Source organism: Streptomyces sp. NPDC026659 (assembly GCF_040638245.1).
In the GTDB taxonomy this organism is placed as follows: Bacteria; Actinomycetota; Actinomycetes; order Streptomycetales; family Streptomycetaceae; genus Streptomyces.
On the sequence record NZ_JBEZXY010000002.1, the window covers coordinates 757307 to 777916 of the forward strand.

21 protein-coding genes and 1 tRNA gene are annotated in these 20610 nt (G+C 72.2%); 6 read left to right on the plus strand and 16 right to left on the minus strand.

Annotated elements, in window-relative coordinates; all coding sequences use genetic code 11:
- The first annotated feature begins 76 nt into the window (after nt 1–76).
- Nucleotides 77–733 carry an SDR family oxidoreductase gene (locus AB0E91_RS08115; protein ID WP_361776883.1) on the plus strand — a complete coding sequence of 219 codons (657 nt, stop codon included), beginning with the start codon at nt 77–79 and terminating at the stop codon, nt 731–733.
- Nucleotides 734–760: 27 nt separating this feature from the next.
- On the opposite strand, the gene AB0E91_RS08120 is transcribed toward AB0E91_RS08115, so the two are convergent.
- A complete protein-coding gene (locus AB0E91_RS08120; protein WP_161180991.1) occupies nt 761–973 on the minus strand; it encodes a hypothetical protein in 213 nt (70 codons plus the stop codon).
- 373 nt (nt 974–1346) lie between these two features.
- On the opposite strand from AB0E91_RS08120, the gene AB0E91_RS08125 reads away from it, so the two are divergent.
- The gene (locus tag AB0E91_RS08125; RefSeq protein WP_361777380.1) at nt 1347–1928 is read left to right on the plus strand and encodes a lamin tail domain-containing protein; all 582 of its coding nucleotides are present in this window, start codon (nt 1347–1349) and stop codon (nt 1926–1928) included.
- 388 nt (nt 1929–2316) lie between these two features.
- Here the strand turns inward: AB0E91_RS08125 and AB0E91_RS08130 are convergent, their stop codons facing one another.
- A complete protein-coding gene (locus AB0E91_RS08130) occupies nt 2317–3240 on the minus strand; it encodes a GNAT family N-acetyltransferase (protein WP_361776886.1) in 924 nt (307 codons plus the stop codon).
- Between the two features lie 91 nt (nt 3241–3331).
- Nucleotides 3332–3413: transfer RNA gene (locus tag AB0E91_RS08135), tRNA-Tyr, on the minus strand.
- Nucleotides 3414–3639: 226 nt separating this feature from the next.
- Between AB0E91_RS08135 and AB0E91_RS08140 the strand changes: the two genes are divergently transcribed.
- Nucleotides 3640–4128, plus strand: coding sequence for a YajQ family cyclic di-GMP-binding protein (locus AB0E91_RS08140; RefSeq protein WP_018543882.1), 489 nt, complete (start codon nt 3640–3642; stop codon nt 4126–4128).
- A 61-nt stretch (nt 4129–4189) separates the two neighbouring features.
- Here AB0E91_RS08140 and AB0E91_RS08145 read toward each other — a convergent pair whose 3' ends face one another.
- From AB0E91_RS08145 to AB0E91_RS08205, 13 genes are all read right to left on the minus strand, one after another.
- Complete coding sequence (locus AB0E91_RS08145) at nt 4190–4456, minus strand: GlsB/YeaQ/YmgE family stress response membrane protein (protein WP_018543880.1); 267 nt, start codon at nt 4454–4456, stop codon at nt 4190–4192.
- A gap of 138 nt (nt 4457–4594) precedes the next feature.
- The gene (locus AB0E91_RS08150; RefSeq protein WP_361776891.1) at nt 4595–4987 is read right to left on the minus strand and encodes a YccF domain-containing protein; all 393 of its coding nucleotides are present in this window, start codon (nt 4985–4987) and stop codon (nt 4595–4597) included.
- Nucleotides 4984–5847: a zinc metalloprotease HtpX gene (gene htpX / locus AB0E91_RS08155; RefSeq protein WP_161180987.1), complete on the minus strand. Its 864-nt coding sequence runs from the start codon at nt 5845–5847 to the stop codon at nt 4984–4986. The genes AB0E91_RS08150 and htpX overlap by 4 nt, the downstream gene beginning before the upstream one ends.
- A 155-nt stretch (nt 5848–6002) precedes the next feature.
- Nucleotides 6003–7529 carry an NADH-quinone oxidoreductase subunit N gene (locus AB0E91_RS08160; RefSeq protein WP_361776895.1) on the minus strand — a complete coding sequence of 509 codons (1527 nt, stop codon included), beginning with the start codon at nt 7527–7529 and terminating at the stop codon, nt 6003–6005.
- Nucleotides 7526–9100: an NADH-quinone oxidoreductase subunit M gene (locus AB0E91_RS08165; protein ID WP_361776898.1), complete on the minus strand. Its 1575-nt coding sequence runs from the start codon at nt 9098–9100 to the stop codon at nt 7526–7528. Before AB0E91_RS08165 ends, AB0E91_RS08160 begins: the two co-directional genes overlap by 4 nt.
- 6 nt (nt 9101–9106) lie before the next feature.
- Nucleotides 9107–11101, minus strand: coding sequence for an NADH-quinone oxidoreductase subunit L (locus tag AB0E91_RS08170; protein ID WP_361776901.1), 1995 nt, complete (start codon nt 11099–11101; stop codon nt 9107–9109).
- The gene (nuoK, locus tag AB0E91_RS08175; RefSeq protein WP_361776904.1) at nt 11098–11475 is read right to left on the minus strand and encodes an NADH-quinone oxidoreductase subunit NuoK; all 378 of its coding nucleotides are present in this window, start codon (nt 11473–11475) and stop codon (nt 11098–11100) included. Before nuoK ends, AB0E91_RS08170 begins: the two co-directional genes overlap by 4 nt.
- Nucleotides 11475–12152, minus strand: coding sequence for an NADH-quinone oxidoreductase subunit J (locus tag AB0E91_RS08180; protein WP_361776907.1), 678 nt, complete (start codon nt 12150–12152; stop codon nt 11475–11477). Before AB0E91_RS08180 ends, nuoK begins: the two co-directional genes overlap by 1 nt.
- Nucleotides 12149–12751 carry an NADH-quinone oxidoreductase subunit I gene (locus AB0E91_RS08185; RefSeq protein WP_361776910.1) on the minus strand — a complete coding sequence of 201 codons (603 nt, stop codon included), beginning with the start codon at nt 12749–12751 and terminating at the stop codon, nt 12149–12151. Before AB0E91_RS08185 ends, AB0E91_RS08180 begins: the two co-directional genes overlap by 4 nt.
- Nucleotides 12751–13719 carry a complex I subunit 1 family protein gene (locus AB0E91_RS08190; RefSeq protein ID WP_361776913.1) on the minus strand — a complete coding sequence of 323 codons (969 nt, stop codon included), beginning with the start codon at nt 13717–13719 and terminating at the stop codon, nt 12751–12753. Before AB0E91_RS08190 ends, AB0E91_RS08185 begins: the two co-directional genes overlap by 1 nt.
- The gene (locus AB0E91_RS08195) at nt 13716–15314 is read right to left on the minus strand and encodes an NADH-quinone oxidoreductase subunit C (RefSeq protein WP_361776916.1); all 1599 of its coding nucleotides are present in this window, start codon (nt 15312–15314) and stop codon (nt 13716–13718) included. Before AB0E91_RS08195 ends, AB0E91_RS08190 begins: the two co-directional genes overlap by 4 nt.
- Nucleotides 15311–15946, minus strand: a complete 636-nt coding sequence (locus AB0E91_RS08200; RefSeq protein WP_361776919.1) for an NADH-quinone oxidoreductase subunit B family protein — start codon at nt 15944–15946, stop codon at nt 15311–15313. Before AB0E91_RS08200 ends, AB0E91_RS08195 begins: the two co-directional genes overlap by 4 nt.
- A complete protein-coding gene (locus AB0E91_RS08205; protein WP_361777383.1) occupies nt 15937–16353 on the minus strand; it encodes an NADH-quinone oxidoreductase subunit A in 417 nt (138 codons plus the stop codon). The genes AB0E91_RS08200 and AB0E91_RS08205 overlap by 10 nt, the downstream gene beginning before the upstream one ends.
- A gap of 256 nt (nt 16354–16609) precedes the next feature.
- Between AB0E91_RS08205 and AB0E91_RS08210 the strand changes: the two genes are divergently transcribed.
- From AB0E91_RS08210 to AB0E91_RS08220, 3 genes are all read left to right on the plus strand, one after another.
- Nucleotides 16610–18085 (plus strand): sensor domain-containing protein, encoded by a 1476-nt coding sequence (locus AB0E91_RS08210; protein WP_361776922.1) that lies wholly within the window; start codon nt 16610–16612, stop codon nt 18083–18085.
- 249 nt (nt 18086–18334) lie between these two features.
- Complete coding sequence (locus tag AB0E91_RS08215; protein ID WP_361776925.1) at nt 18335–19675, plus strand: sensor domain-containing protein; 1341 nt, start codon at nt 18335–18337, stop codon at nt 19673–19675.
- A gap of 224 nt (nt 19676–19899) precedes the next feature.
- Nucleotides 19900–20571: a response regulator transcription factor gene (locus tag AB0E91_RS08220; protein WP_161178881.1), complete on the plus strand. Its 672-nt coding sequence runs from the start codon at nt 19900–19902 to the stop codon at nt 20569–20571.
- The last annotated feature ends 39 nt before the right edge of the window (nt 20572–20610 follow it).

Below are 20610 nucleotides of genomic sequence, written 5' to 3' on the forward strand. Positions count from 1 at the left end.
CGGGTGTGCCGGTGCTCCGGCGGGCGGGCGTCGACCCGTTCGGCGGATGGCGGAGGCCGGGCGTACGGTCGAAGACATGCGCATCGTCATCGCCGGAGGGCATGGACAGATCGCGTTGCGGCTGGAGCGTCTGCTCGCCGCGCGCGGGGACGAGGTGGCGGGGATCATCCGCGCCCCGGGGCAGGCCGACGACCTGCGGGCGGCCGGTGCCGAACCGGTCGTGCTCGACCTGGAGTCGCCGTCTCCCGAGGAGGTCGAGGCGTGTCTGCGTGGCGCGGACGCGGCGGTGTTCGCGGCCGGTGCGGGGCCGGGCAGCGGGACGGCCCGCAAGGAGACGGTGGACAAGGGCGCGGCGGTGCTGTTCGCGGACGCGGCGGTGCGCGCGGGCGTACGGCGGTTCCTGGTCGTCTCCTCGATGGGCGCGGACCCGGCCCACGCCGGTGACGAGGTGTTCGACGTGTATCTGCGGGCCAAGGGTGCGGCGGACGCGTACGTCACCCGGCAGGAGGCCCTCGACTGGACGGTCCTGCGCCCCGGTTCGCTGACCGACGAGCCCGGCACCGGACTGGTGACCCTCGCGGCGCACACCGGGCGCGGGCCGGTGTCACGGGACGATGTCGCGGCCGTACTGGCGGACTTGGTGGAGTCCTCGGCGACGGCGGGGCTGACGCTGGAACTGATCGCCGGGTCCACGCCGGTGGCGGTGGCGGTGAAGGCGGTTGCGGGCGGCTGAGGCCGGCACCCCCGGACGGCGCCGCCCTCAGAAGAGGGGCAGCTGCCCGGGGAACTCGGGTACGGCGTAGCCGTCCAACGTTGGCTGTACGGTGCCGAGTTGAGCATGGCTGCGGGAGCCGGAGCAGGAGACGAGTTCGCCGTGCTCGCGCGCTCCGGGCGGGTCGTGGCGGGCGAAGCGGCCCGCCACGACGGCGATCTCGCGGCGGCACACGGGACAGGTTCTGCGGCGGGAGGACATGCCGCCAGTCTGCCCCGGGCGGGGGCGGGCGCGCCGGTCAGGGGCGCGTGCGGGGGCCTGCGAGCGCCGTTCTGTCACACACCTCTGTTACTCACTTTCGGGTGACGGTGCCCGGGCGGCCGGGGTGGCGCGGTGTGGCGGAAGACACCCCGTCCCCAGTGATCACAAGGATTCCGGGCCTTCAAAGTGGTCAACTCGGTGCATTTTTCCTATGAATGGACGTTACAGGTAAGAGTCACAGATACATGCTCGATCGGTAACACGATTCACGTTTTCCCCACATCACATCCGCATCCCGGACAAGGTGTGGATGCGCGGCCAGTTGGTCGCCATCCGCACACCGCACGACTCCGCATACGGTCCCCGTATGCGGATGTGCCCGCACCATGCAGGAGAACCTGTGACTGCTTCAGCTTCCGTGACCGCTCGCCGCCTGGCCGCCGTCGCCATCGCGGCCGGTGCTCTTGTCGGTTCGGTGGCCCTGCCGGCCTCCGCCGCGGACGCCCGCCCGGGCCGGGGAGACGTGCAGATCAGCCGCGTGCAGTACGACTCTCCCGGCTTCGACAACGGCTCCAACCGCTCGCTGAACAACGAGTGGGTGGAGCTCACCAACAACTCCCGTCACCGCGTGAACCTCGACGGGTGGACGCTGTCGGAGAGCCGTCGCGGCGTCACCTACACCTTCCGTCACTTCAGCCTCGGTGGGCACTCGACCGTCCGCGTCCACACCGGTGTCGGCCGTGACACCTTCCGTGACGTCTACCTGGACCGTCGCAACTACGTCTGGGACAACAACCGCGACACCGCGACGCTGCGCGACGACCACCGCCGCCTCGTCGACGACGCGTCGTGGGGCGGCCGCGGCGGCCGTGACGACGACCGCGGGCACGGCCGTGACCACCGAGGCGACGACCGGGGCCACGGCCGCGACCACCGCGGCGACCACCGTCGCTGACGCGACGACCCCGAACGATCTCTGATCTCTGACCGTTCCCTCCGCTCCACCCCGGGTGGCGCGGCAGCCCTCGGAGGGCTGCCGCGCCACTTGGCGTTTTCCCGGCCGGGAATTCAGCGGGTCACCGTTTCGGTCGGCCGCCGGGTGGTCAGTGAGCCCCCAGCTCCGCGTCCATCACCTCCGGCCGGCCCCCGCAGCGCCCCGGCGACACCCCGCGCCACCTCGGCATCGGGAAAGTCCCTCCGAATCCGCCTGCGCAGCCGAGCACTGATCCCGTCGTCATCGGTCATGTCAGTCCCCCTTGCCCCGGTGCGCACGGCGCGCACTCCCCCGTGCTCCTACCGAGCCGGCCGCACCGGAGAAACCTCGGCCCACGGCGACGGCGCGTCTATGCGCCAAGGTCTTCAAGGTCTTTACGGAAGACCGTGGAACTGTGGCGGACCGTCATACCGACGTGCAGATAGAGGTCGAGGGCGCCGGTGTCCGAGTGGGTCCACAGGGTGCAGGCGTCGAGCCCCGCGTGGTGGAAGGCCCTGAAGGTGTGGCGCAGCAGCAGCCGGGCGAGGCCGCGGCCCCGGTGATCGCGTCGCACGGCGACCTGTTCGAGGTACCCCTCCCCCGTGCCCGGTACGTCCAACGCCAGTGCGGCGCCCACCAGTTGGTCACCGGCGAAGGCCAGCGCCGACCACTGAGGGGCGAACACGGGCCGCTCCACGGTGTGGGCAGCCCACTCCTCGTACGGCTGCCGCCGTTCCTGCCACTCGTCGAACGCGTCCTGGACGAGGACGTGCGTGGCAGCCCCGTCACCGGGCCGGAAGGGCCGCACGGTGATGCCCTCCGGAGGCTCGGGTACCGCGGGCTCGGCCGCCAGGGCGAACTCCAGCAGCCAGGCCGTCACCAACGGCTCGTACCCGTACGCCCGCAGCAGCGCCACGGCGCCCGTGTCCGCGTCCGGCACGGTCTGCACGACACGGGCGACCCCGGCCTGCCGCGCCCGCGCCAGCGTCCAGCCGAGCAGCGCGGCCCCCAGCCCCCGCCCCCGGTGCCCCGGATGCACATCCACCTCGGACCGCCGGTCCACCCAGGCGCGGGCGACGAGCCGACCGTCCGGACCGAACACCAGAACGGTGTCCGACTCCACCACCAGCCCCGGCCGCGCGAGATCGGCGGCCACGGCCCCTGCGTCACTCCGCCCCCGCCCATACAGCTTCCGCTCACACTCCGTGACCAGCGCGTGAATCGCGGGGACGTCGTCGAGGGTCGCGGGCCGCGAACGGTAGCCGGGCGGCAGGGAGGGGGTGAGGGAAGGCATCGGCGGAGGGTAGCGGACCCTGGGCGACGGGGGTACGACGAAGGGCCCGTGACCTGCTGCGATAGCAGGTCACGGGCCCTTCGTTCCCGTGTGGCGGCGCCAGGATTCGAACCTGGGAAGGCTGAGCCGGCAGATTTACAGTCTGCTCCCTTTGGCCGCTCGGGCACACCGCCGGGGGGTGTTGGTCAGGAGACCCGCTGTGGGCGGTGCTCCCTGGCAACGACGTAAACAATACCCGATGCGGAGGGGTGCTTCGCCACCCGGTTGATCTCCGCCCCAAGGCGCGCGGGGTGGCTAGGCTGGTGCGGATGCGGCCCGGCAGGATGCCGGGCGCGGCGGCCGTCGCCTCTTGGGCCGGGCCGCACTCGATCCGCACCCCGATGCAAGGAGCCACAGGACATGGCCGACTCCAGTTTCGACATCGTCTCGAAGGTCGAGCGGCAGGAGGTCGACAACGCCCTCAACCAGGCCGCCAAGGAGATCTCGCAGCGCTACGACTTCAAGGGCGTGGGTGCCTCGATCTCGTGGTCCGGCGAGAAGATCCTCATGGAGGCGAACTCCGAGGAGCGCGTGAAGGCCGTTCTCGACGTCTTCGAGTCCAAGCTGATCAAGCGTGGCATCTCCCTGAAGGCGCTGGACGCGGGTGAGCCCCAGCTGTCCGGCAAGGAGTACAAGATCTTCGCCTCCATCGAGGAGGGCATCTCCCAGGAGAACGCCAAGAAGGTGGCGAAGATCATCCGCGATGAGGGCCCCAAGGGCGTCAAGGCCCAGGTCCAGGGCGAGGAGCTGCGCGTCAGCTCCAAGAGCCGTGACGACCTCCAGGCCATCATCGCCCTCCTCAAGGGCAAGGACTTCGACTTCGCCCTCCAGTTCGTGAACTACCGGTAGGCAGAGACGGACGGAGGGGGCTGCCCAGCTGGGCAGCCCCCTCCGTCGTCCGCCGGACGCGTCAGTCCCTCGAGTTGCCGAACAGCACCCGGTAAAGGATCAGCAGCACCAGTGAGCCGCCGATCGCCGCCGCCCAGGTCGCTCCGTCGTAGAAGTGCTTGCTGATCGGGTGGTCGAGCCAGCGGGACGAGATCCAGCCGCCGATGAAGGCGCCCGCGACGCCGATCAGGGTGGTGCCGATGAAGCCGCCCGGGTCGCGGCCCGGGAGCAGGAGTTTGGCGATGGCGCCGGCCAGCAGGCCCAGGATGATCCAACCGATGATGCTCATGCCGAGTTACCTGCCCTTCCGCGCTGTCTCCGCACTGTCCGACCACTGAGAATTCGGTGCGGACCAGGTGGGTGAGGAGACCAGGGGTCGTCTTCCGTTTCGTCCGGGGAGACGCCCTCCGGGCAGGTATCGGTTGCGTCAGCGCGCTCCGAACACCTCGTCCGTGCGCACGATCTCGCGGCCCAGCGGGAACAGGGAAATCGGGATCATCTTGAAGTTGGCGATGCCGAACGGGATGCCGATGATCGTCAGGCACAGCGCCACGCCGGTCGTGATGTGGGCCAGCGCCAGCCACCAGCCGGCCAGGATCAGCCAGAGGACGTTGCCGACGCAGGACGGCGCGCCCGCGTCGTGGCGCTCGACGGTGGTGTACCCGAAGGGCCACAGGGCGTAGACGCCGATGCGGAAGGCGGCGATCCCGAAGGGGATGCCGATGATCGTGATGCAGAGCAGCAGGCCCGCGAGCACGTAACCCAGGAAGAGCCAGAAGCCGCTCAGGACGAGCCAGATGATGTTGAGGAGTGTCTTCACCGGTTTCGACCTGCCATCTGTTCCAGTCGGGCGATGCGCTCCGCCATCGGGGGGTGCGTGGAGAACATCCGCGACAGCCCCCGACCGGGACGGAACGGGTTCGCGATCATCATGTGGCTCGCGGTCTCGATGCGCGGCTCCGGAGGCAGCGGAAGCTGCTGGGTGCCGGTCTCCAGCTTGCGCAGCGCCCCCGCGAGGGCGAGCGGGTCGCCGGTGAGCTGGGCGCCCGAGGCATCGGCCTCGTACTCCCGGGAGCGGCTGATGGCCAGCTGGATGACGGTGGCGGCGAGCGGGCCGAGGATCATGATCAGCAGCATGCCGAACAGGCCCGGGCCGTCGTCGTCGTCCGAGCGGCCGATCGGGATCAGCCAGGCGAAGTTCACCAGGAACATGATCACCGAGGCGAGGGCGCCGGCCACGGACGAGATGAGGATGTCGCGGTTGTAGACATGGCTCAGCTCATGGCCGATGACACCGCGCAGTTCGCGCTCGTCGAGCAGGCGCAGGATGCCCTCGGTGCAGCACACGGCCGCGTTGCGCGGGTTGCGGCCGGTGGCGAAGGCGTTGGGGGCCTCGGTGGGCGAGATGTACAGGCGTGGCATGGGCTGGCGGGCCTGCGTGGACAGCTCGCGCACCATCCGGTACAGCTCCGGCGCCTCGAACTCGCTGACCGGGCGGGCTCGCATCGCGCGCAGGGCCAGCTTGTCGCTGTTCCAGTACGCGTACGCGTTGGTGGCCAGGGCCACCAGGACGGCGACGATCAGGCCCGTACGCCCGAAGAGGCTGCCGATGACGATGATGAGCGCCGACAGCCCCCCGAGGAGTACTGCGGTCCTGAGCCCGTTGTGCCGGCGGTGCACGGTACGCCCTCCAAGTCGTGCAGCGAACCCTTCGGTCCAGTGGACCCTCCCGCACTGGTCAACGCCAGGCGGCGGCCGCGAGTTCCCAGGTGCGGGCGGGGGTGGCATACGTCCGTACGGGTGGGGCGGGTGGCTCGGGAGCGGTCGCGGGTGCCTCAGAACAGGTTCGTGGCGGCGAAGCGCAGGACCAGTTCCGGTGCGCCGGACAGGGCGACGCCGACGACTCCGGTGAGGGCCAGGGCGAGCGTGAGCGGGGCGGGGACGTGGTGGCGGGCCGGTTCGCCCTCGGGGGCGCGGAACAGCAGGGCCGTCCACCTGAGGTAGTAGTACAGCGCGATCACCACGTTGACGGCCATGACGACGGCGAGCCAGCCGAGGCCCGCGTTCACGGCGGTGGAGAACACCGTGACCTTGGCGAAGAGGCCGATCACGCCGGGCGGCAGGCCCGCGAGGGACAGCAGGAAGAAGGCCAGGAGCAGCGCTGTGACGGGGTTGGTGGCGTACAGGCCCCGGTAGTCGGCGATCCGGTTGGCGGAGCGCGTACGGCCCACCAGGGCGGCCACGGCGAAGGCGCCGAGGTTGACCGCGCCATACATGAGGGCGTACGCGACGGTGGAGCCGATGGCCTGGCGGGCGTCGCGGGTGTATCCGGCGGCGGCGATCGGTACGAGGAGGTAGCCGGCCTGGCCGACGGAGGACCAGGCGAGCAGCCGTACCGCGCTGTACGCGCGCGTGCCGCTCTGACGCAGGGCGCCGACGTTTCCGGCGGTCATGGTGAGCGCGGCGAGGACCGCGAGGGCGGGGCCCCAGACGTCGGCGTACGACGGGAAGCCGATCACGGTGACGAGGATCAGGCCGGAGAAGCCGACCGCCTTGCCGACGACCGAGAGGTAGGCGGCGACGGGCAGCGGCGCGCCGACGTAGGTCTCGGGCACCCAGAAGTGGAAGGGGACGGCGGCCGTCTTGAAGGCGAAGCCGATCAGGGTGAGGACGACGCCGGTCTGGGCGAGGACGTGCAGCTGGCCGTCGACGTGCGGCAGGCGCTGGGCGATCCGGGTGAGGTAGAGGCTGCCGGTGCAGGCGTAGACGAAGCTGACGCCCATGAGGCTGACGGCGGTGGCGGTGACCGAGGAGAGGAAGAACTTCAGGGCCGCCTCGGAGGAGCGCCGGTCGCCGTGCCGGATGCCGACGAGGGCGAAGGCGGGCAGCGAGGCGACCTCCAGGGCGACGACCAGGGTGGCGAGGTCGCGGGAGGCGGGCAGCAGGGCGGCTCCGGCCGCCGAGGACAGCAGCAGGAACCAGAACTCACCGGCCGGGACGCGCCGGTGCTCGTCCTTGAGCCCGGTCATCGACAGCAGGGCCGCGAGGAGGGCGCCGCCGAGGACGAGGAGCTGGATGGCGAGGGTGAAGTGGTCGGCGCTGTAGCTGCACGCGCGCGCGGCACCGCTTCCCACGCAGAAGGTGGCGCGGTCGCCGTCCAGGAGGGGCAGCAGCATGAGCCCGGCGGCGGCCAGGCCCGCGACGGAAACCCACCCCAGGAGGGGTTTACGGGCCTCCGGCAGGAAAAGGTCGGCGACGAGCACGACGAGCCCCGTGACGGCGGCGATGACGGGCGGCGCGATCGCGAGCCAGTCGACGGACTGGACCGCCGACTGGACGAGCGGCTGGGCCAGGACGGTCATCGGGTGCCTCCCGCGAGGAGCTGCTGCACGGCCGGGTCGGTGAGACCGAGCAGCGACCTCGGCCAGAGTCCGGCGACGAGAGTGAGGACGACGAGCGGGGTCCAGGCCGCCAGCTCGTAGCCGCGTACGTCGGTGAGTTCGGGCAGGTCGCGCCGCGTGTCGCCCATGCAGACCCGGCGGACCACGACCAGCAGGTAGGCGGCGGTGAGCAGGGTGCCGAAGGCGCCGATCGCCATGAAGACGAGGTAGGCGGTGCGGTTGAGGTCGGCGGCGGGGCGGAACGCGCCGAACAGGGAGAGCATCTCGCCCCAGAATCCGGCGAGCCCGGGCAGCCCGAGCGAGGCGACGGCGGCGAAGGCGAGCAGGCCACCGAGGCGCGGGGCCCTGCCGTACAGGGCCGCCCCCGTGTGCTCGGCCAGGGTGTCGAGGTCGGTGCTGCCGGTGCGGTCCTTGAGGGCGCCGACCAGGAAGAAGAGCAGGCCGGTGATGAGGCCGTGGGCGATGTTGGCGAACAGGGCGCCGTTCACGCCGGTCGGGGTCATCGTGGCGATGCCGAGCAGGACGAAGCCCATGTGGCCGACGGAGGAGTAGGCGATGAGCCGCTTGAGGTCGCCCTTGGCGCCGGGTTTGGCGAGGTTGAGGCAGGCCAGGGAGCCGTAGATGATCCCGACCACGGCGAAGGCGGCGAGGTAGGGCGCGAAGACGTGGAAGCCCTGCGGCGCCTCGGGGAGCAGGATGCGGACGAACCCGTACGTGCCCATCTTCAGCAGGACGCCGGCGAGGAGGACCGAGCCGACGGTCGGGGCCGAGGTGTGGGCGTCCGGGAGCCAGCTGTGCAGGGGCCACATCGGGGTCTTCACGGCGAGCCCGATGCCGATCGCCAGAACGGCGATGACCTGCACGGATGTGCTCAGGGACCGGCCGTTGTCAGTGGCGAGTGCCACCATGTCGAAAGTGCCCGCCTTGATCCCGATCAGGAGCAGGCCGAGCAGCATGATCACGGAGCCGAGCAGCGTGTACAGGATGAACTTCCACGCGGCCCGGGTCCGGCCCTCGCCGCCCCAGCGGGCGATGAGGAAGTACATCGGGACGAGCACGGTCTCGAACGCGAGGAAGAAGAGGACGAGGTCGAGCACGGAGAAGGAGGCGAGGGTGCCGCCTTCGAGCAGCAGGACCAGGGCGGTGAACGCCTTCGGGGACGGGCCCGTGGGCGGCTTGAAGTAGGAGTAGAGCGCGCAGAGGAAGGTCAGCAGCGCGGTCAGGACGACGAGGGGGAGCGAGATGCCGTCGATGCCGAGGTGGACGCGCACATGGAGTGCGGGGATCCAGCTGATGTCGGTCTGGGCCTGCATCCTCGACGGGTGGTCGTGGTCGAAGCCGAGCGCGAGGACGATCGCGGCGACGAGGACCACGCCGGTCACGGTCACTCCGTGGCGGAGCACGGCCTGGTCGGGGGACTTGCCCCTGAGCCCGGGCGGGGCGGGCAGGAGAGCCGCGGCGGCGCCCAGGAGCGGGACGACGACGATGAACGCCAGAAGAAACTGCATCACTGACTCGTTGATACCGATCACGCCCGCTCACGCTCCCGAGGCGACGAGGAGGACGGCGACCGTCAGGACGACGGTGCCGGCGAGCAGCGCGCTCACATAGGTCTGGACGTTGCCGGTCTGTGCCCGGCGTACGGCGGCCCCGAGCAGCCGGGGCAGGGCGGCGGCGCCGCGCACGTAGGTGTCGACGACCTCGCGGTCGAGGAAGCGTACGAGGCTCGCTCCGGCGAGGACCGGGCGGACGAACAGCGCGGAGTACACGGCGTCCAGGTGGAAGCCGCTCGCGGCGGGCCTGAACAGCGGGCCGAGCAGGACGCGCGCGGGGTCGGCCGGGTCGGGGGCGCGGGCGATGTCGCCGTAGGCCGCCTCGTGCGCGGCGATGGCCTCGGCCTCCACATGGCCCGCGTCGCCCTCGGGGTGCGCGGCGACGGCGCCCAGGGGCACGCGGGCGGCGCGGGCGGAGGTGCGCTGCCAGACGCCGTAGGTGAGCAGCCCGCCGACGACGGCGAGGCCGGTGCCGAGGACGGAAGTGAGCAGGGTGGGCGCGAGGCTACGGCCGTCGAACCAGCCGGGCAGCGTGCGGTAGGCGAGCGCGCCGAAGGCCAGGGAGGGCACGGCGAGCACCCAGAGCACGACGGTCATGGTGAGGGGCTCACGGATGCGTTCCGGGGCCTCGGCACCCCGGCCGCGGAAGGCAAGCAGCCACAGACGGGTGGCGTAGGCGGCGGTGAGGAGGGCGGCGACGAGACCGGCTACGAGGACGATCCAGCCCGCCGCGCCGGGAATCGGGCCGTCGTGCCCGGTGGCGGTGTGCTCGGCGGCGCCGAGGACGGACTCCTTGGAGAAGAAGCCGCTGAACGGCGGGATCGCGGCGAGCGCGAGCAGTGCCACGGTCATCGTCCAGAAGGCGTCCGGGACGCGGTCGCGCAGGTGGCTCATCCGGGACATGGCGGCCAGCGAGTTGGTGCCGGCGGCGTGGATGACCACTCCGGCGGCGAGGAACAGCAGCGCCTTGAAGGCGCCGTGCGCGAGGAGGTGGAAGACGGCGGCACCCCGGTCGCCGACGGCGAGGGCGCCGGTCATGTAGCCGAGCTGGCCGATGGTCGAGTAGGCGAGGACGCGCTTGATGTCGTCCTGGGCGAGCGCGGAGAGGCCGGAGCCCACCATGGTGACGGCGGCCATCGCGGCGAGGACGACCATCGCGGCGGCGGACGCCTCGAAGACGGGCAGGAGACGGGCGACGAAGTAGACACCGGCGGCGACCATGGTCGCGGCGTGGATCAGCGCGGAGACGGGCGTGGGGCCCGCCATCGCGTCCGGGAGCCAGGTGTGCAGCGGGAACTGCGCCGACTTGCCCGCCACGCCCGCGAGGAGCAGCAGGGCGATCAGGGTCGGGTGGTCGAGTCCGCCGTTCGCCACCGTGGCGAGGACGCGGGTGACGCGGAAGGACCCGGCGTCGGTGCCGAGCGCGAACAGGCCGATCAGGAACGGCACGTCGCCGAGCTTGGTGACGAGGAACGCCTTGAGGGAGGCGGCGCGGGCCTCGGGGGTCTCCCAGTAGTGGCCGACGAGGAAGTAGGAGCAGATGCCCATGACCTCCCAGCCGACCAGCAGCACGATCAGGTCGCCGGAGTAGACGACGAGAAGCATGGCGGAGGTGAAGAGGGAGACGAGGGCCGCGTACGAGGGGTAGCGGGGGTCCTCGCGCAGATAGCCGGTCGAGTAGATCTGCACGCAGCTCGCGACGAAGGCCACCAGGACGGCGACGAGCGCGGCGAAGCCGTCGATGTGCAGGGCGAGGTCGACCGGGACGGAACCGGTGGGCGTCAACAGCGTGGCCGCGTCGATCGCCCGGCCGCCGCCCTGGCGGGCCGCGACGAGCGCGGTCAGCACGAGGGAGGCGAGGACGGGCAGTACGGCAAGCGGCCGGACGAGGCCGGGCGCGGTGCGGCCGAGCAGCAGTCCGGCGGCGGCGCCGAGGAAGGGGAGGACGGGGACGAGGGCGGCGAGGGTGGTCGTGGTCACGCGGTGGCCTCAGCCTTCTCGGCCCCGGGGGCGTCGGGGCCCTCGGTGGTGTCGGGGCCTTCGGCGGTGTCGCGGAGTCGGTCGATGTCGGAGGTGCCCCGGTTGCGGTACACGGCGAGCACGATCGCCAGGCCGATGCCGATCTCGGCGGCGGCGATGGCGATGGTGAACAGGGTCAGCGCCTGGCCGGAGTGCAGGGTGTCCCGGGCGGCACGGCTCAGCCAGACGTCGAAGGCGACGAGGTTGAGGTTGACGGCGTTGAGCATCAGCTCGACCGACATGAGGACCAGGATCGCGTTGCGGCGGGCGAGGACGCCGTAGAGGCCGGTGCAGAAGAGGAGGGCGGAGAGTACGGCGGGGTAGGCGAGGTGCATCAGCGGGCGCCTTCCTTCTCGCCGGGGGTCTTGGTGGGCTCGCCGGCCGTCCGCGTGGGGCTCGGGACGCCGGGGGCCCTGGTGAGGCCGGGGGCGCCGGGTGGCTGGTCCTGACCTTGGTCTGCCTTGGCCTTGCGGGACAGGACGATCGCGCCGACCAGGGCGGCGAGGAGGAGTACGGAGAGGGCCTCGAAGGGCAGGACCCAGCCGCGGAAGAGGCTCTCGCCGGTGACGCGGGTGGTGCCTGCGGCCGGGCCGTCCAGGTCGATCCAGGTGGCACGGAAGGCGTCCACGACCACCCAGACCAGCGCACCGGCGGCGCCCACCGCGACGGCGAGCGCGGCCCAGCGGTTGCCCGAGTCGGCGTCCGGGGAGCGGCCGATGGGGGCCCGCGTGAGCATCAGCCCGAAGAGGAGGAGGACGACGACGGAACCGACGTAGATGAGGACCTGCACCCAGGCGATGAACTCGGCGGTGAGCAGGAGGTACTCGACGGCGAGGCCGCCGAGCGCGACCACCAGCCACAGGGCGGCGTGCACCAGCTGCCGCGTGGTGACGGTGATCAGCGCGGCGCCGAAGGTGGCGAGGCCGACAAGCAGGAAGGCGATCTCGACGCCGGTCGGGGACAGGAAGCCGTGGGGAGCGGCGGCGGCCAGAGCGGCTGCGGTGGGGCTCACGACTCTCCCTCCTTTTCCTCGGGCTTCGGCTCTGCCGCTTGGGCAGCTTCGGCGGCTTCGGCGGCAGCGGCCGCCTGCGCGGCGGCCAGTTTGTCGGCGGCCTTGTGGGCGGCGGCGATCTCCTTGGGCTCCTCGGCGTGCGGGTCCAGGGCGGGCGGCGCCGGGACCGTCCACATCCACTCGCGGAGCTTGTCGCGCTCGTGGGTGAGTTCGTGGATGTCGGTCTCGGCGTACTCGAACTCCGGCGACCAGAACAGCGCGTCGAAGGGGCAGACCTCGATGCAGATGCCGCAGTACATGCAGAGCGAGAAGTCGATGGCGAAGCGGTCGAGGACGTTGCGGCTGCGTTCGCGGCCGCCCGGGGTGGCGGCGGGCACCGTCTCCTTGTGGGAGTCGATGTAGATGCACCAGTCGGGGCACTCGCGGGCGCACAGCATGCAGACCGTGCAGTTCTCCTCGAACAGGCCGATGACGCCGCGGGTGCGGGGCGGCAGTTCGGGCTCCACGTCCGGGTACCGCTCGGTGACGGTCTTCCTCGTCATCGTGCGCAGGGTGACGGCCAGGCCCTTGGCCAGGCCGGAGCCGGGGATACGGGGCATCAGGAGATCACCACCTTGACGACGCCGGTGAGGGCGATCTGGGCGAGGGAGAGGGGCACGAGGAGGGTCCAGGAGAGCTTCTGGAGCTGGTCCTCGCGCAGCCGGGGGTAGGTGACGCGGAGCCAGATCACGAGGAACGCGAGCACCGCGGTCTTCAGCAGGGTCCACACCCAGCCGAGCCCGTCCGCGCCCCAGGGGCCGTGCCAGCCGCCCAGGAACAGGACGGTGGTCAGGCCGCACAGCACGACGATCCCGGCGTACTCCGCGAGCAGGAACAGGGCGAACCTGAGGCCGGTGTACTCCGTGTACGCGCCGAAGATGATCTCCGAGTCCGCCACGGGCATGTCGAACGGCGGGCGTTGCAGCTCCGCGAGTCCGGCGACGAAGAAGACGAGCCCGCCGACGATCTGCCAGGGCACCCACCACCAGTGGAAGGCGTTGACGATGCCGGGCAGGGAGACCGTCCCCGCCGCCATCGCCACCGACGCGGCGGCGAGCAGCATCGGCAGCTCGTACGCCAGCAGCTGGGCCGCGGTCCGCAGGCCGCCGAGCAGCGAGAACTTGTTCGCGCTCGCCCATCCGGCCATCAGCGAGCCGAGCACGCCGACGCCCATCACCGCGAGCACGAAGAAGATCCCCGCGTCCACCACCTGCCCGACCGCGCCGCTGCCCGGCCCGATCGGGATGGCCAGCAGCACCAGCAGGTACGGCAGCAGCGCGACGGCCGGGGCCAGCTGGAAGATCCGCCGGTCGGCTCCCGCCGGTACGACGTCCTCCTTCTGCGCGAACTTCACCCCGTCCGCGACGAGCTGCGCCCATCCGTGGAACCCGCCCGCGTACATCGGGCCGAGCCTGCCCTGCATGTGGGCCATCACCTTGTGCTCCGTCTGACCCACGATCAGCGGGAAGGTGAGGAACACGACGAACACGATCAGGAGCCGCAGGGCGACGGGCCATGCGTCGTTCACCGCGGGCCTCCTGTGGGGTCTTCGGGGGTGGTGGGGTCGGGGTGCGCGGGGCGGTCCGGTGCCTGGGTGGGCTCGGCGGGGTGCTCGGGGTCCGGTACGTCCTCCGGCTCGGGCGCCCGGCTCGCGGACGGTTCCTGCGGCTCGGACGCCCGGCTCGCGGACGGTTCCTCCGGCTCGGGCGCCCGGCTCGCGGACGGTTCCTGCGGCCGGTCCGGCTTCCGGCTGTCCTGCGGGGACTCGCTCGGCTCCGAGGTTTCCTCGGCGGGCGGGGCCTGGTCGGGCTCCGGGGTGGGTTCGTCGAAGGCCGGGCGGGCGTGGTGCCAGGGGGCGTCCGCGCTGCGGGGGGCCGTGCTTCGGCGGGCCGGGGGCTCGGCAGCGGTCGGTGTCGGTTCCGGGCCCTGCGGCTGCTGCGAGGCGGAGCCCTGGGAGGCGCTGCGGGTGCGGCGCGGGCGGGCCGGGGCCGACTCGGGTGCCGTGGGCGGCTGCGGCGCGGCCTCCTGCTGTTCCGCACCGGACGTCTGGCTCACCGAGCCGTCGCTCGTGCTCCGGGTACGGCGGGGCCGGGGGGTGGCGCCACCAGCCGTCGACGCGGGACCGGCGGTCTCATCGGCCGAGGCAGCGCGAGCCGGGCCGGCGGGACCGGCCGCCTCAGCGGCTTCGCCGGCCGACGCGGCATCAGCGGGGTGGGCGGCACCGGTGGCTTCGCCGCTCACCGTCGCGCCCGTGGACCCGGCAGAGCTGTCGGTACGACCGGCCGACTCCGACTCGGCGGCCTCCGCCGCCCCCGCGATCCGACTGGCCGAACCCTCTGCCGCCGACCGGGAACGACGCACCGGCCGCCCCTCGGCGGCAGGCGCCGCCTGGCTCGCGGAACCGTCCGACGCCGAGCGCGCGCGACGTGCCGGGCGCTCCGCCGACGCGGCGGCGTCCTGACTCGCCGAGCCCTCCGACACCGAACGGGAACGCCGTACCGGCCGCTCCCCCGCCGCGGCCCGTGCGGGGCGTTCGCGGGTCGGGGCGGGCGGGAGCTGGCCCTTCAGAGGGCCCCACTCGTTGGGGTCGGGGACGCCCGGCGGGAGCATCTGACGGCGCTTCGGGGTGCCGTGTTCCGACTCGCCCGGTTCCTTGGCGCCGGGCCACGCCTTGGCGACGCGGGCGGCGAGGACGAAGTCCTTGCGGAGGGGGTGGCCTTCGAAGTTCTCGGGGAGCAGGAGGTGCTCCAGGCCGGGGTGGCCCGTGAAGTCGACGCCGAACATCTCGTGCGTCTCGCGCTCGTGCCAGGCGGCGCCCGCGTAGACGCCGACGGCGGACGGCAGGACCGGCGCCGAGTGCGGCACGGTCGTCCGCACGAGCAGGCGCCGTACGGGATGCAGGGCCACCACGTGCGCGGAGACACGGAAACCGGTGCCCGGCTCGTCGACCGCGCTCAGCCAGTCGAAGTAGGTGCAGGTCAGGGTCGTACGGGCCGTCTCCAGGGCGTCGAGCCAGGCATCCGGGGCCACGTCCACCGTGAGGACGTCGTACGACTCCTCCGCCGTGGCTCCCGGTCCGAACAGCTCCTCGGTGTCGGCGGGCAGCCAGCCGGTCGTGGTCATCGCGCGTCTCCCTGAGAGGGGGCGGCCGGCGGCTTGACCAGGCCGCTCTGGAGGGCGGCGGCCGAAGGACGACTGGTGCCGTACCGCTCGCTCAGCGACTCGCGCGCGATCTTCTCCTGGAGCTTGAGGATGCCCTGGAGGAGTGCCTCGGGGCGCGGCGGGCAGCCCGGCACGTACACGTCGACCGGGATGATCTGGTCGACGCCCTTGGTGACGGAGTACGAGTCCCAGTACGGGCCACCGCAGTTGGAGCAGGCGCCGAAGGAGATGACGTACTTCGGCTCGGGCATCTGCTCGTAGAGCCGCTTCACGGCGGGCGCCATCTTGTCGGTGACCGTGCCGGAGACGACCATCAGGTCCGCCTGACGGGGGCCCGGCGCGAAGGGGATGACACCGAGCCGGATGAAGTCGTGCCGGGCCATCGACGCGGCGATGAACTCGATCGCGCAGCAGGCGAGGCCGAAGTTGAAGACCCAGAGGGAGTAGCGGCGGCCCCAGTTGAGGACGACCTTCATCGGCTCGGGGGCGAGCCGGGCGAGCGCGCCGAGCCTCTTCGGTTCGGGCAGGAGCACCGGGTCGGGCAGCGGCACCGGCTCGGAGGCGGCGGAGGTCGCGGCCGGGTTCACGTCCATGTCAGGACGCCCTTCTTGTATGCGTACAGCAGGCCGACGGCGAGGAAGCCGAGGAAGATGAACATCTCCACGAGGGTCGTCGCGCCGTAGCCGGGGGCGGCGAAGACCGTCGCCCAGGGGAACAGGAAGATCGAGTCGACGGCGAAGATCACGTACAGGAACGCGTACACGTAGTAGCGGACCTGGGTGTGGGCCCAGCCCTCACCGACCGGGTCGACGCCGCACTCGTACGTCATGAGCTTCTCGGGGGTCGGTACGACGGGCCGCAGCAGCCGGCCCGCGCCGAAGGCGACCGCGACGAAGAGCACGCCGACGACGGCGATCAGCCCCACGACCGAGTACGACCCGAAGTACGAACCGGGCTGGTCCGCCGCGAGGCTGGCCGCGGCGACCGTCGAGTCCCCCAACGTCTCCCGCACCGTCCTTCTCCTCGCTCCCCGACCTGTGTGTTCCGCGTGCCCTGGGTGACCCCTGTGAACCGCGCGACGTGACGCGATCCGAGGGTCTGTATGCACGGGAGTCTAGGCCCTGGCAAAGGAGCGGTAAGCAGGTCGTCACGCGCTGAGAGGGGCCGGGAGGGGCGCGGGGTGGGGTTTTCCCCCGGGGGCGGAAGGCGGACTGCCGCATGGCGCGGGGGGTGTTGGGCACGGCAGGCTGACCGCCATGACCGCTGCCGCCTCCGCCGCGGGCCGGGACGGGGACGATGCCCTCCGGGTCGCCGACGTTGACCAGAACGCCGAGCCCGTCCGGGGTACCGGTGCCCTCCGGGCCGCCGACCTCGATCGGAACGCCGAGCCCGGCCAGGGCGTCGGCGCCCGGGACGCCGGGCACCTCCTGGCCGCCGACGCCCTGCAGGCCGATACCGACCAACCCGGCTCCACCCGGACCAGTCACGCCCACCACCCCGACACCACCCGGCCCGGCCACACCCACCAAGCCGGTGCCAACCGGCCCGCCCCCCGCCGGACCCTCCCCACCTCCCACCCCGACGCCGACCCCCTGCCCCCCGCTCGCCTCCCCTACGGCGCCCAGACCTGGAAGGAGATCGCGCATCTCCTGCTGAACCTCCCGGTGGCGGTGTTCGGGTTCACGTACGTCGTCACCCTGGTCTCCGTCAGCGCGGGGCTGACGGTGACGGTGCTCGGGCTGCCGCTGCTCGCGGGCTGTCTGCTGGGGGCGCGGCTGCTGGGGCGGCTGGAGCGGGCGCGGGTGCGGGGGCTGCTCGGGGTGCGGGTGGCCGAGCCGTCGCCGCTGTCGCTGCTGGGCCGGCGGGACCGGAAGCTGTCGCGGCGGCTGTGGCTCGTCCTGAGCGATCCGGTGGGCTGGCGGACGCTGCTCTACTTCTTCATCCGGTTGCCCTGGGGCATCTTCACCTTCTGCACGATCCTGACCTCGCTGTTCGTGCTCTGGCCTGTGCTGTCGTTCATCGCCCGGGGGCTGGCGGCCGTGGACCGGGCGCTGGCGCGGGGGCTGTTGTCGCCGTCGGACGAGCTGGAGCGCCGGATAGCCGAGCTGGAGTCGGACCGCGGAGTCGTCGTGGACACGGCGGCGGCCGACCTGCGCCGGATCGAGCGCGATCTGCACGACGGCGCCCAGGCCCGGCTGGTCAACCTCGCCATGGAGCTCGGTCTGGCGAAGGAGAAGCTCCTGGAGGACCCGGAGGAGGCCGCCCGCATGGTCGACGAGGCCCACGGCGAGGTGAAGACCGCCCTGCGTGAACTCCGCGACCTGGCAAGGGGAATCCACCCCGCCGTCCTCACCGACCGCGGCCTCGACGCGGCCCTCTCCTCCGTCGCCGCCCGCTGCACGGTCCCGGTGACCGTCACCACCGACCTCCCCACCCGCCCCGCTCCCGCCATCGAGGGCATCGCGTACTACACCGCCAGCGAACTCCTCCAGAACATCAGCAAGCACAGCCACGCCCACCACGCCACCATCGACCTCTGGCGCACCGACGACCGCCTGATGCTCCAGGTACGGGACGACGGCACGGGCGGCGCGACCGCGTCCCCCGGCGGCGGCCTCCACGGCCTCACCGAACGCCTCGGCGCGGTGGACGGCCTCCTGCTGATCGACTCCCCGGCGGGCGGCCCGACGGTGATCACGGCGGAACTGCCCTGGCGGGACCGGACGGCATAGCGAGGACGAGCGCCGCCGAACCGGGCTGATCACCCCAGCCGACCTGGGGCGATCAGCCCGGTCTGCCGTGTGCCATGCCACCAGCCCGCCGCCCTGGAACAGGGCCCGCACGGCACCCCGCTCGCCCGGGACCCGGTAGGGAAAACCCCCGCCCCCGACACCAGCCCACGTCATGGCCCCGCACCCACCCCGCACGGAAACCTGAAGGCACGGTTCGGACACCCACGCGACGAGAGGCGGACCACGGCGATGGCCACCGAGTACGACGGACAGGGGTACCGGGTTCCCAGCGCATCCGGCGGCGGGCGGAGCCATCTGGTGCCCGCCGGGCTGCGGGCGCCGTTCGAGGCGCGGGCCTGGCGGGAGTTCGGGTACGTCCTGCTGAGCCTGCCGATCGCGATCGCGATGTTCGTGTGGGCGGTGACGGCGATGTCGCTCGGCGCGGGGCTGCTGGTGACGTTCGTCGGGATTCCGGTGCTGGCGCTGGGGCTGGCCGGCTGCCGGGGGTTCGGGGCACTGGAGCGGGCGCGGGCGCGCGGGCTGCTGCGGGTCGACGTGGCCGAGCCGGAGCCGCTGACCGTACGCGGACCGGGCGCCCTCGCCTGGATCGGCGCCGTGCTGAAGAGCGGCAGCTCCTGGCGGAACCTGCTCTTCGCGCTGCTCCGCTTCCCCTGGGCGGTGTTCTCGTTCGCGGTCGGGGTGAGCTTCTGGACGTACGGCTGGGCGTTGCTGTCGTACCCGCTGTGGTTCTGGGTGTTCCCGATGTACGTCGGCCAGGGCGGCATCCAGCTCTACGGCGACGACCACCACAGCGTGTATCTGGACAACCCCTTCGAGATCACCGTGACCTCGCTGCTCGGCCTGGTGTTCACACTGCTCACGCCGTGGATCCTGCGGGGTCTGACCACGGTGGACGGGCTGCTGGTGCGCGGGCTGCTCGGTCCGTCGCGGCTCTCGCGGCGCGTGGAGCGGCTGGAGTCGGGGCGCGGGACCGCGGTGGACACGGCGGCGGCGGACCTGCGGCGCATCGAGCGGGATCTGCACGACGGGGCCCAGGCGCGGCTGGTCAACCTCGCCATGGACCTCGGTCTCGCCAAGGAGAAGCTGCGCGAGGACCCGGAGGAGGCCGCCCGCATGGTCGACGAGGCCCACGGCGAGGTGAAGACGGCTCTGCGCGAACTCCGCGACCTGGCAAGGGGAATCCACCCCGCCGTCCTCACCGACCGCGGCCTCGACCCCGCCCTCTCCTCCGTCGCCGCCCGCTGCACGGTCCCGGTGACGGTCACCACCGACCTGCCGGGCCGGCCCGCCGCCGCCATCGAGGGCATCGCGTACTACACGGCATCCGAACTCCTCCAGAACGTCAGCAAGCACAGCCGTGCCCACCACGCCACCGTCGACCTCTGGCGCACCGACGACCGGCTGATGCTGCTGGTCACGGACGACGGCGTGGGCGGCGCCGACCCCGCCAAGGGGTCCGGGCTCGCGGGCCTGTCGGCGCGGCTGGGGGCCGTGGACGGGCTGCTCGTGGTCGACTCCCCGCCCGGCGGCCCGACCCGCATCACGGCGGAACTGCCCTGGCGGGACTGAGCGAGCGGGGCGCCCCGGCCGACCGATCCGACGTGGTCGCCTTGACCGGACCGAGCCGGACCGAGCCGAGCCGGGGCGGCCCGCCCTGCATCACCGCCACCCCACCACTCCCCAACCGGAACAGGCGACGCGCGACACACCCCCCACGCCGCCGCCATTGCTGGAATGCTGGTCCCGTTAGTCCAGACCGAAAAGGCAGCGGGGCTCTGGGGGGCCGGACGATCGTGGAGAACAGGGTGCGCGTGGTCATCGCCGAGGACTCGGTGCTGCTCAGGGAGGGGCTGACCCGGCTGCTGACCGACCGGGGTCATGAGGTGGTCGCCGGGGTCGGGGACGCGAAGGCGCTGGTCAAGACCATTACCGAGCTGAACGCGGCGGGCGAGCTGCCGGACGTGGTGGTGGCGGACGTACGGATGCCCCCGACCCACACCGATGAGGGCGTACGGGCCGCGGTCGAGCTGCGCAAGGCGCACCCGGGGCTCGGGGTGCTGGTGCTGTCGCAGTACGTGGAGGAGCGGTACGCCACCGAACTGCTGGCCGCCTCCAGCCGGGGTGTGGGCTATCTGCTGAAGGACCGGGTCGCCGACGTGCGCGAGTTCGTGGACGCGGTGGTCCGGGTCGCCGGGGGCGGTACGGCCCTCGACCCCGAGGTCGTCGCGCAGCTGCTCGGGCGCAGCCGCAAGCAGGACGTGCTGGCCGGGCTCACCCCGCGCGAGCGCGAGGTGCTGGGGCTGATGGCGGAGGGGCGGACCAACTCGGCCGTGGCCAGGCAGCTGGTGGTGAGCGACGGCGCGGTGGAGAAGCACGTCAGCAACATCTTCATGAAGCTGGGCCTGGCCCCGAGCGAGGGGGACCACCGGCGGGTGCTGGCGGTGCTGACGTATCTGAACTCGTAAGGGTCCGGTCCCCTACGGGTCGGGCGTGCGCGTCCCCTC

Coding starts and splice junctions, on each gene's coding strand:
- AB0E91_RS08115 (WP_361776883.1), top strand. CDS start 77: ATGCGCATCGTCATCGCCGGAGGGCATGGACAGATCGCGTTGCGGCTG.
- AB0E91_RS08120 (WP_161180991.1), bottom strand. CDS start 973: ATGTCCTCCCGCCGCAGAACCTGTCCCGTGTGCCGCCGCGAGATCGCC.
- AB0E91_RS08125 (WP_361777380.1), top strand. CDS start 1,347: ATGTGCCCGCACCATGCAGGAGAACCTGTGACTGCTTCAGCTTCCGTG.
- AB0E91_RS08130 (WP_361776886.1), bottom strand. CDS start 3,240: ATGCCTTCCCTCACCCCCTCCCTGCCGCCCGGCTACCGTTCGCGGCCC.
- AB0E91_RS08140 (WP_018543882.1), top strand. CDS start 3,640: ATGGCCGACTCCAGTTTCGACATCGTCTCGAAGGTCGAGCGGCAGGAG.
- AB0E91_RS08145 (WP_018543880.1), bottom strand. CDS start 4,456: ATGAGCATCATCGGTTGGATCATCCTGGGCCTGCTGGCCGGCGCCATC.
- AB0E91_RS08160 (WP_361776895.1), bottom strand. CDS start 7,529: ATGACCGTCCTGGCCCAGCCGCTCGTCCAGTCGGCGGTCCAGTCCGTC.
- nuoK (WP_361776904.1), bottom strand. CDS start 11,475: ATGCACCTCGCCTACCCCGCCGTACTCTCCGCCCTCCTCTTCTGCACC.
- AB0E91_RS08185 (WP_361776910.1), bottom strand. CDS start 12,751: ATGCCCCGTATCCCCGGCTCCGGCCTGGCCAAGGGCCTGGCCGTCACC.
- AB0E91_RS08195 (WP_361776916.1), bottom strand. CDS start 15,314: ATGACCACGACCGGCTGGCTGCCCGCCGACACCGAGGAGCTGTTCGGA.
- AB0E91_RS08200 (WP_361776919.1), bottom strand. CDS start 15,946: ATGGACGTGAACCCGGCCGCGACCTCCGCCGCCTCCGAGCCGGTGCCG.
- AB0E91_RS08210 (WP_361776922.1), top strand. CDS start 16,610: ATGACCGCTGCCGCCTCCGCCGCGGGCCGGGACGGGGACGATGCCCTC.
- AB0E91_RS08215 (WP_361776925.1), top strand. CDS start 18,335: ATGGCCACCGAGTACGACGGACAGGGGTACCGGGTTCCCAGCGCATCC.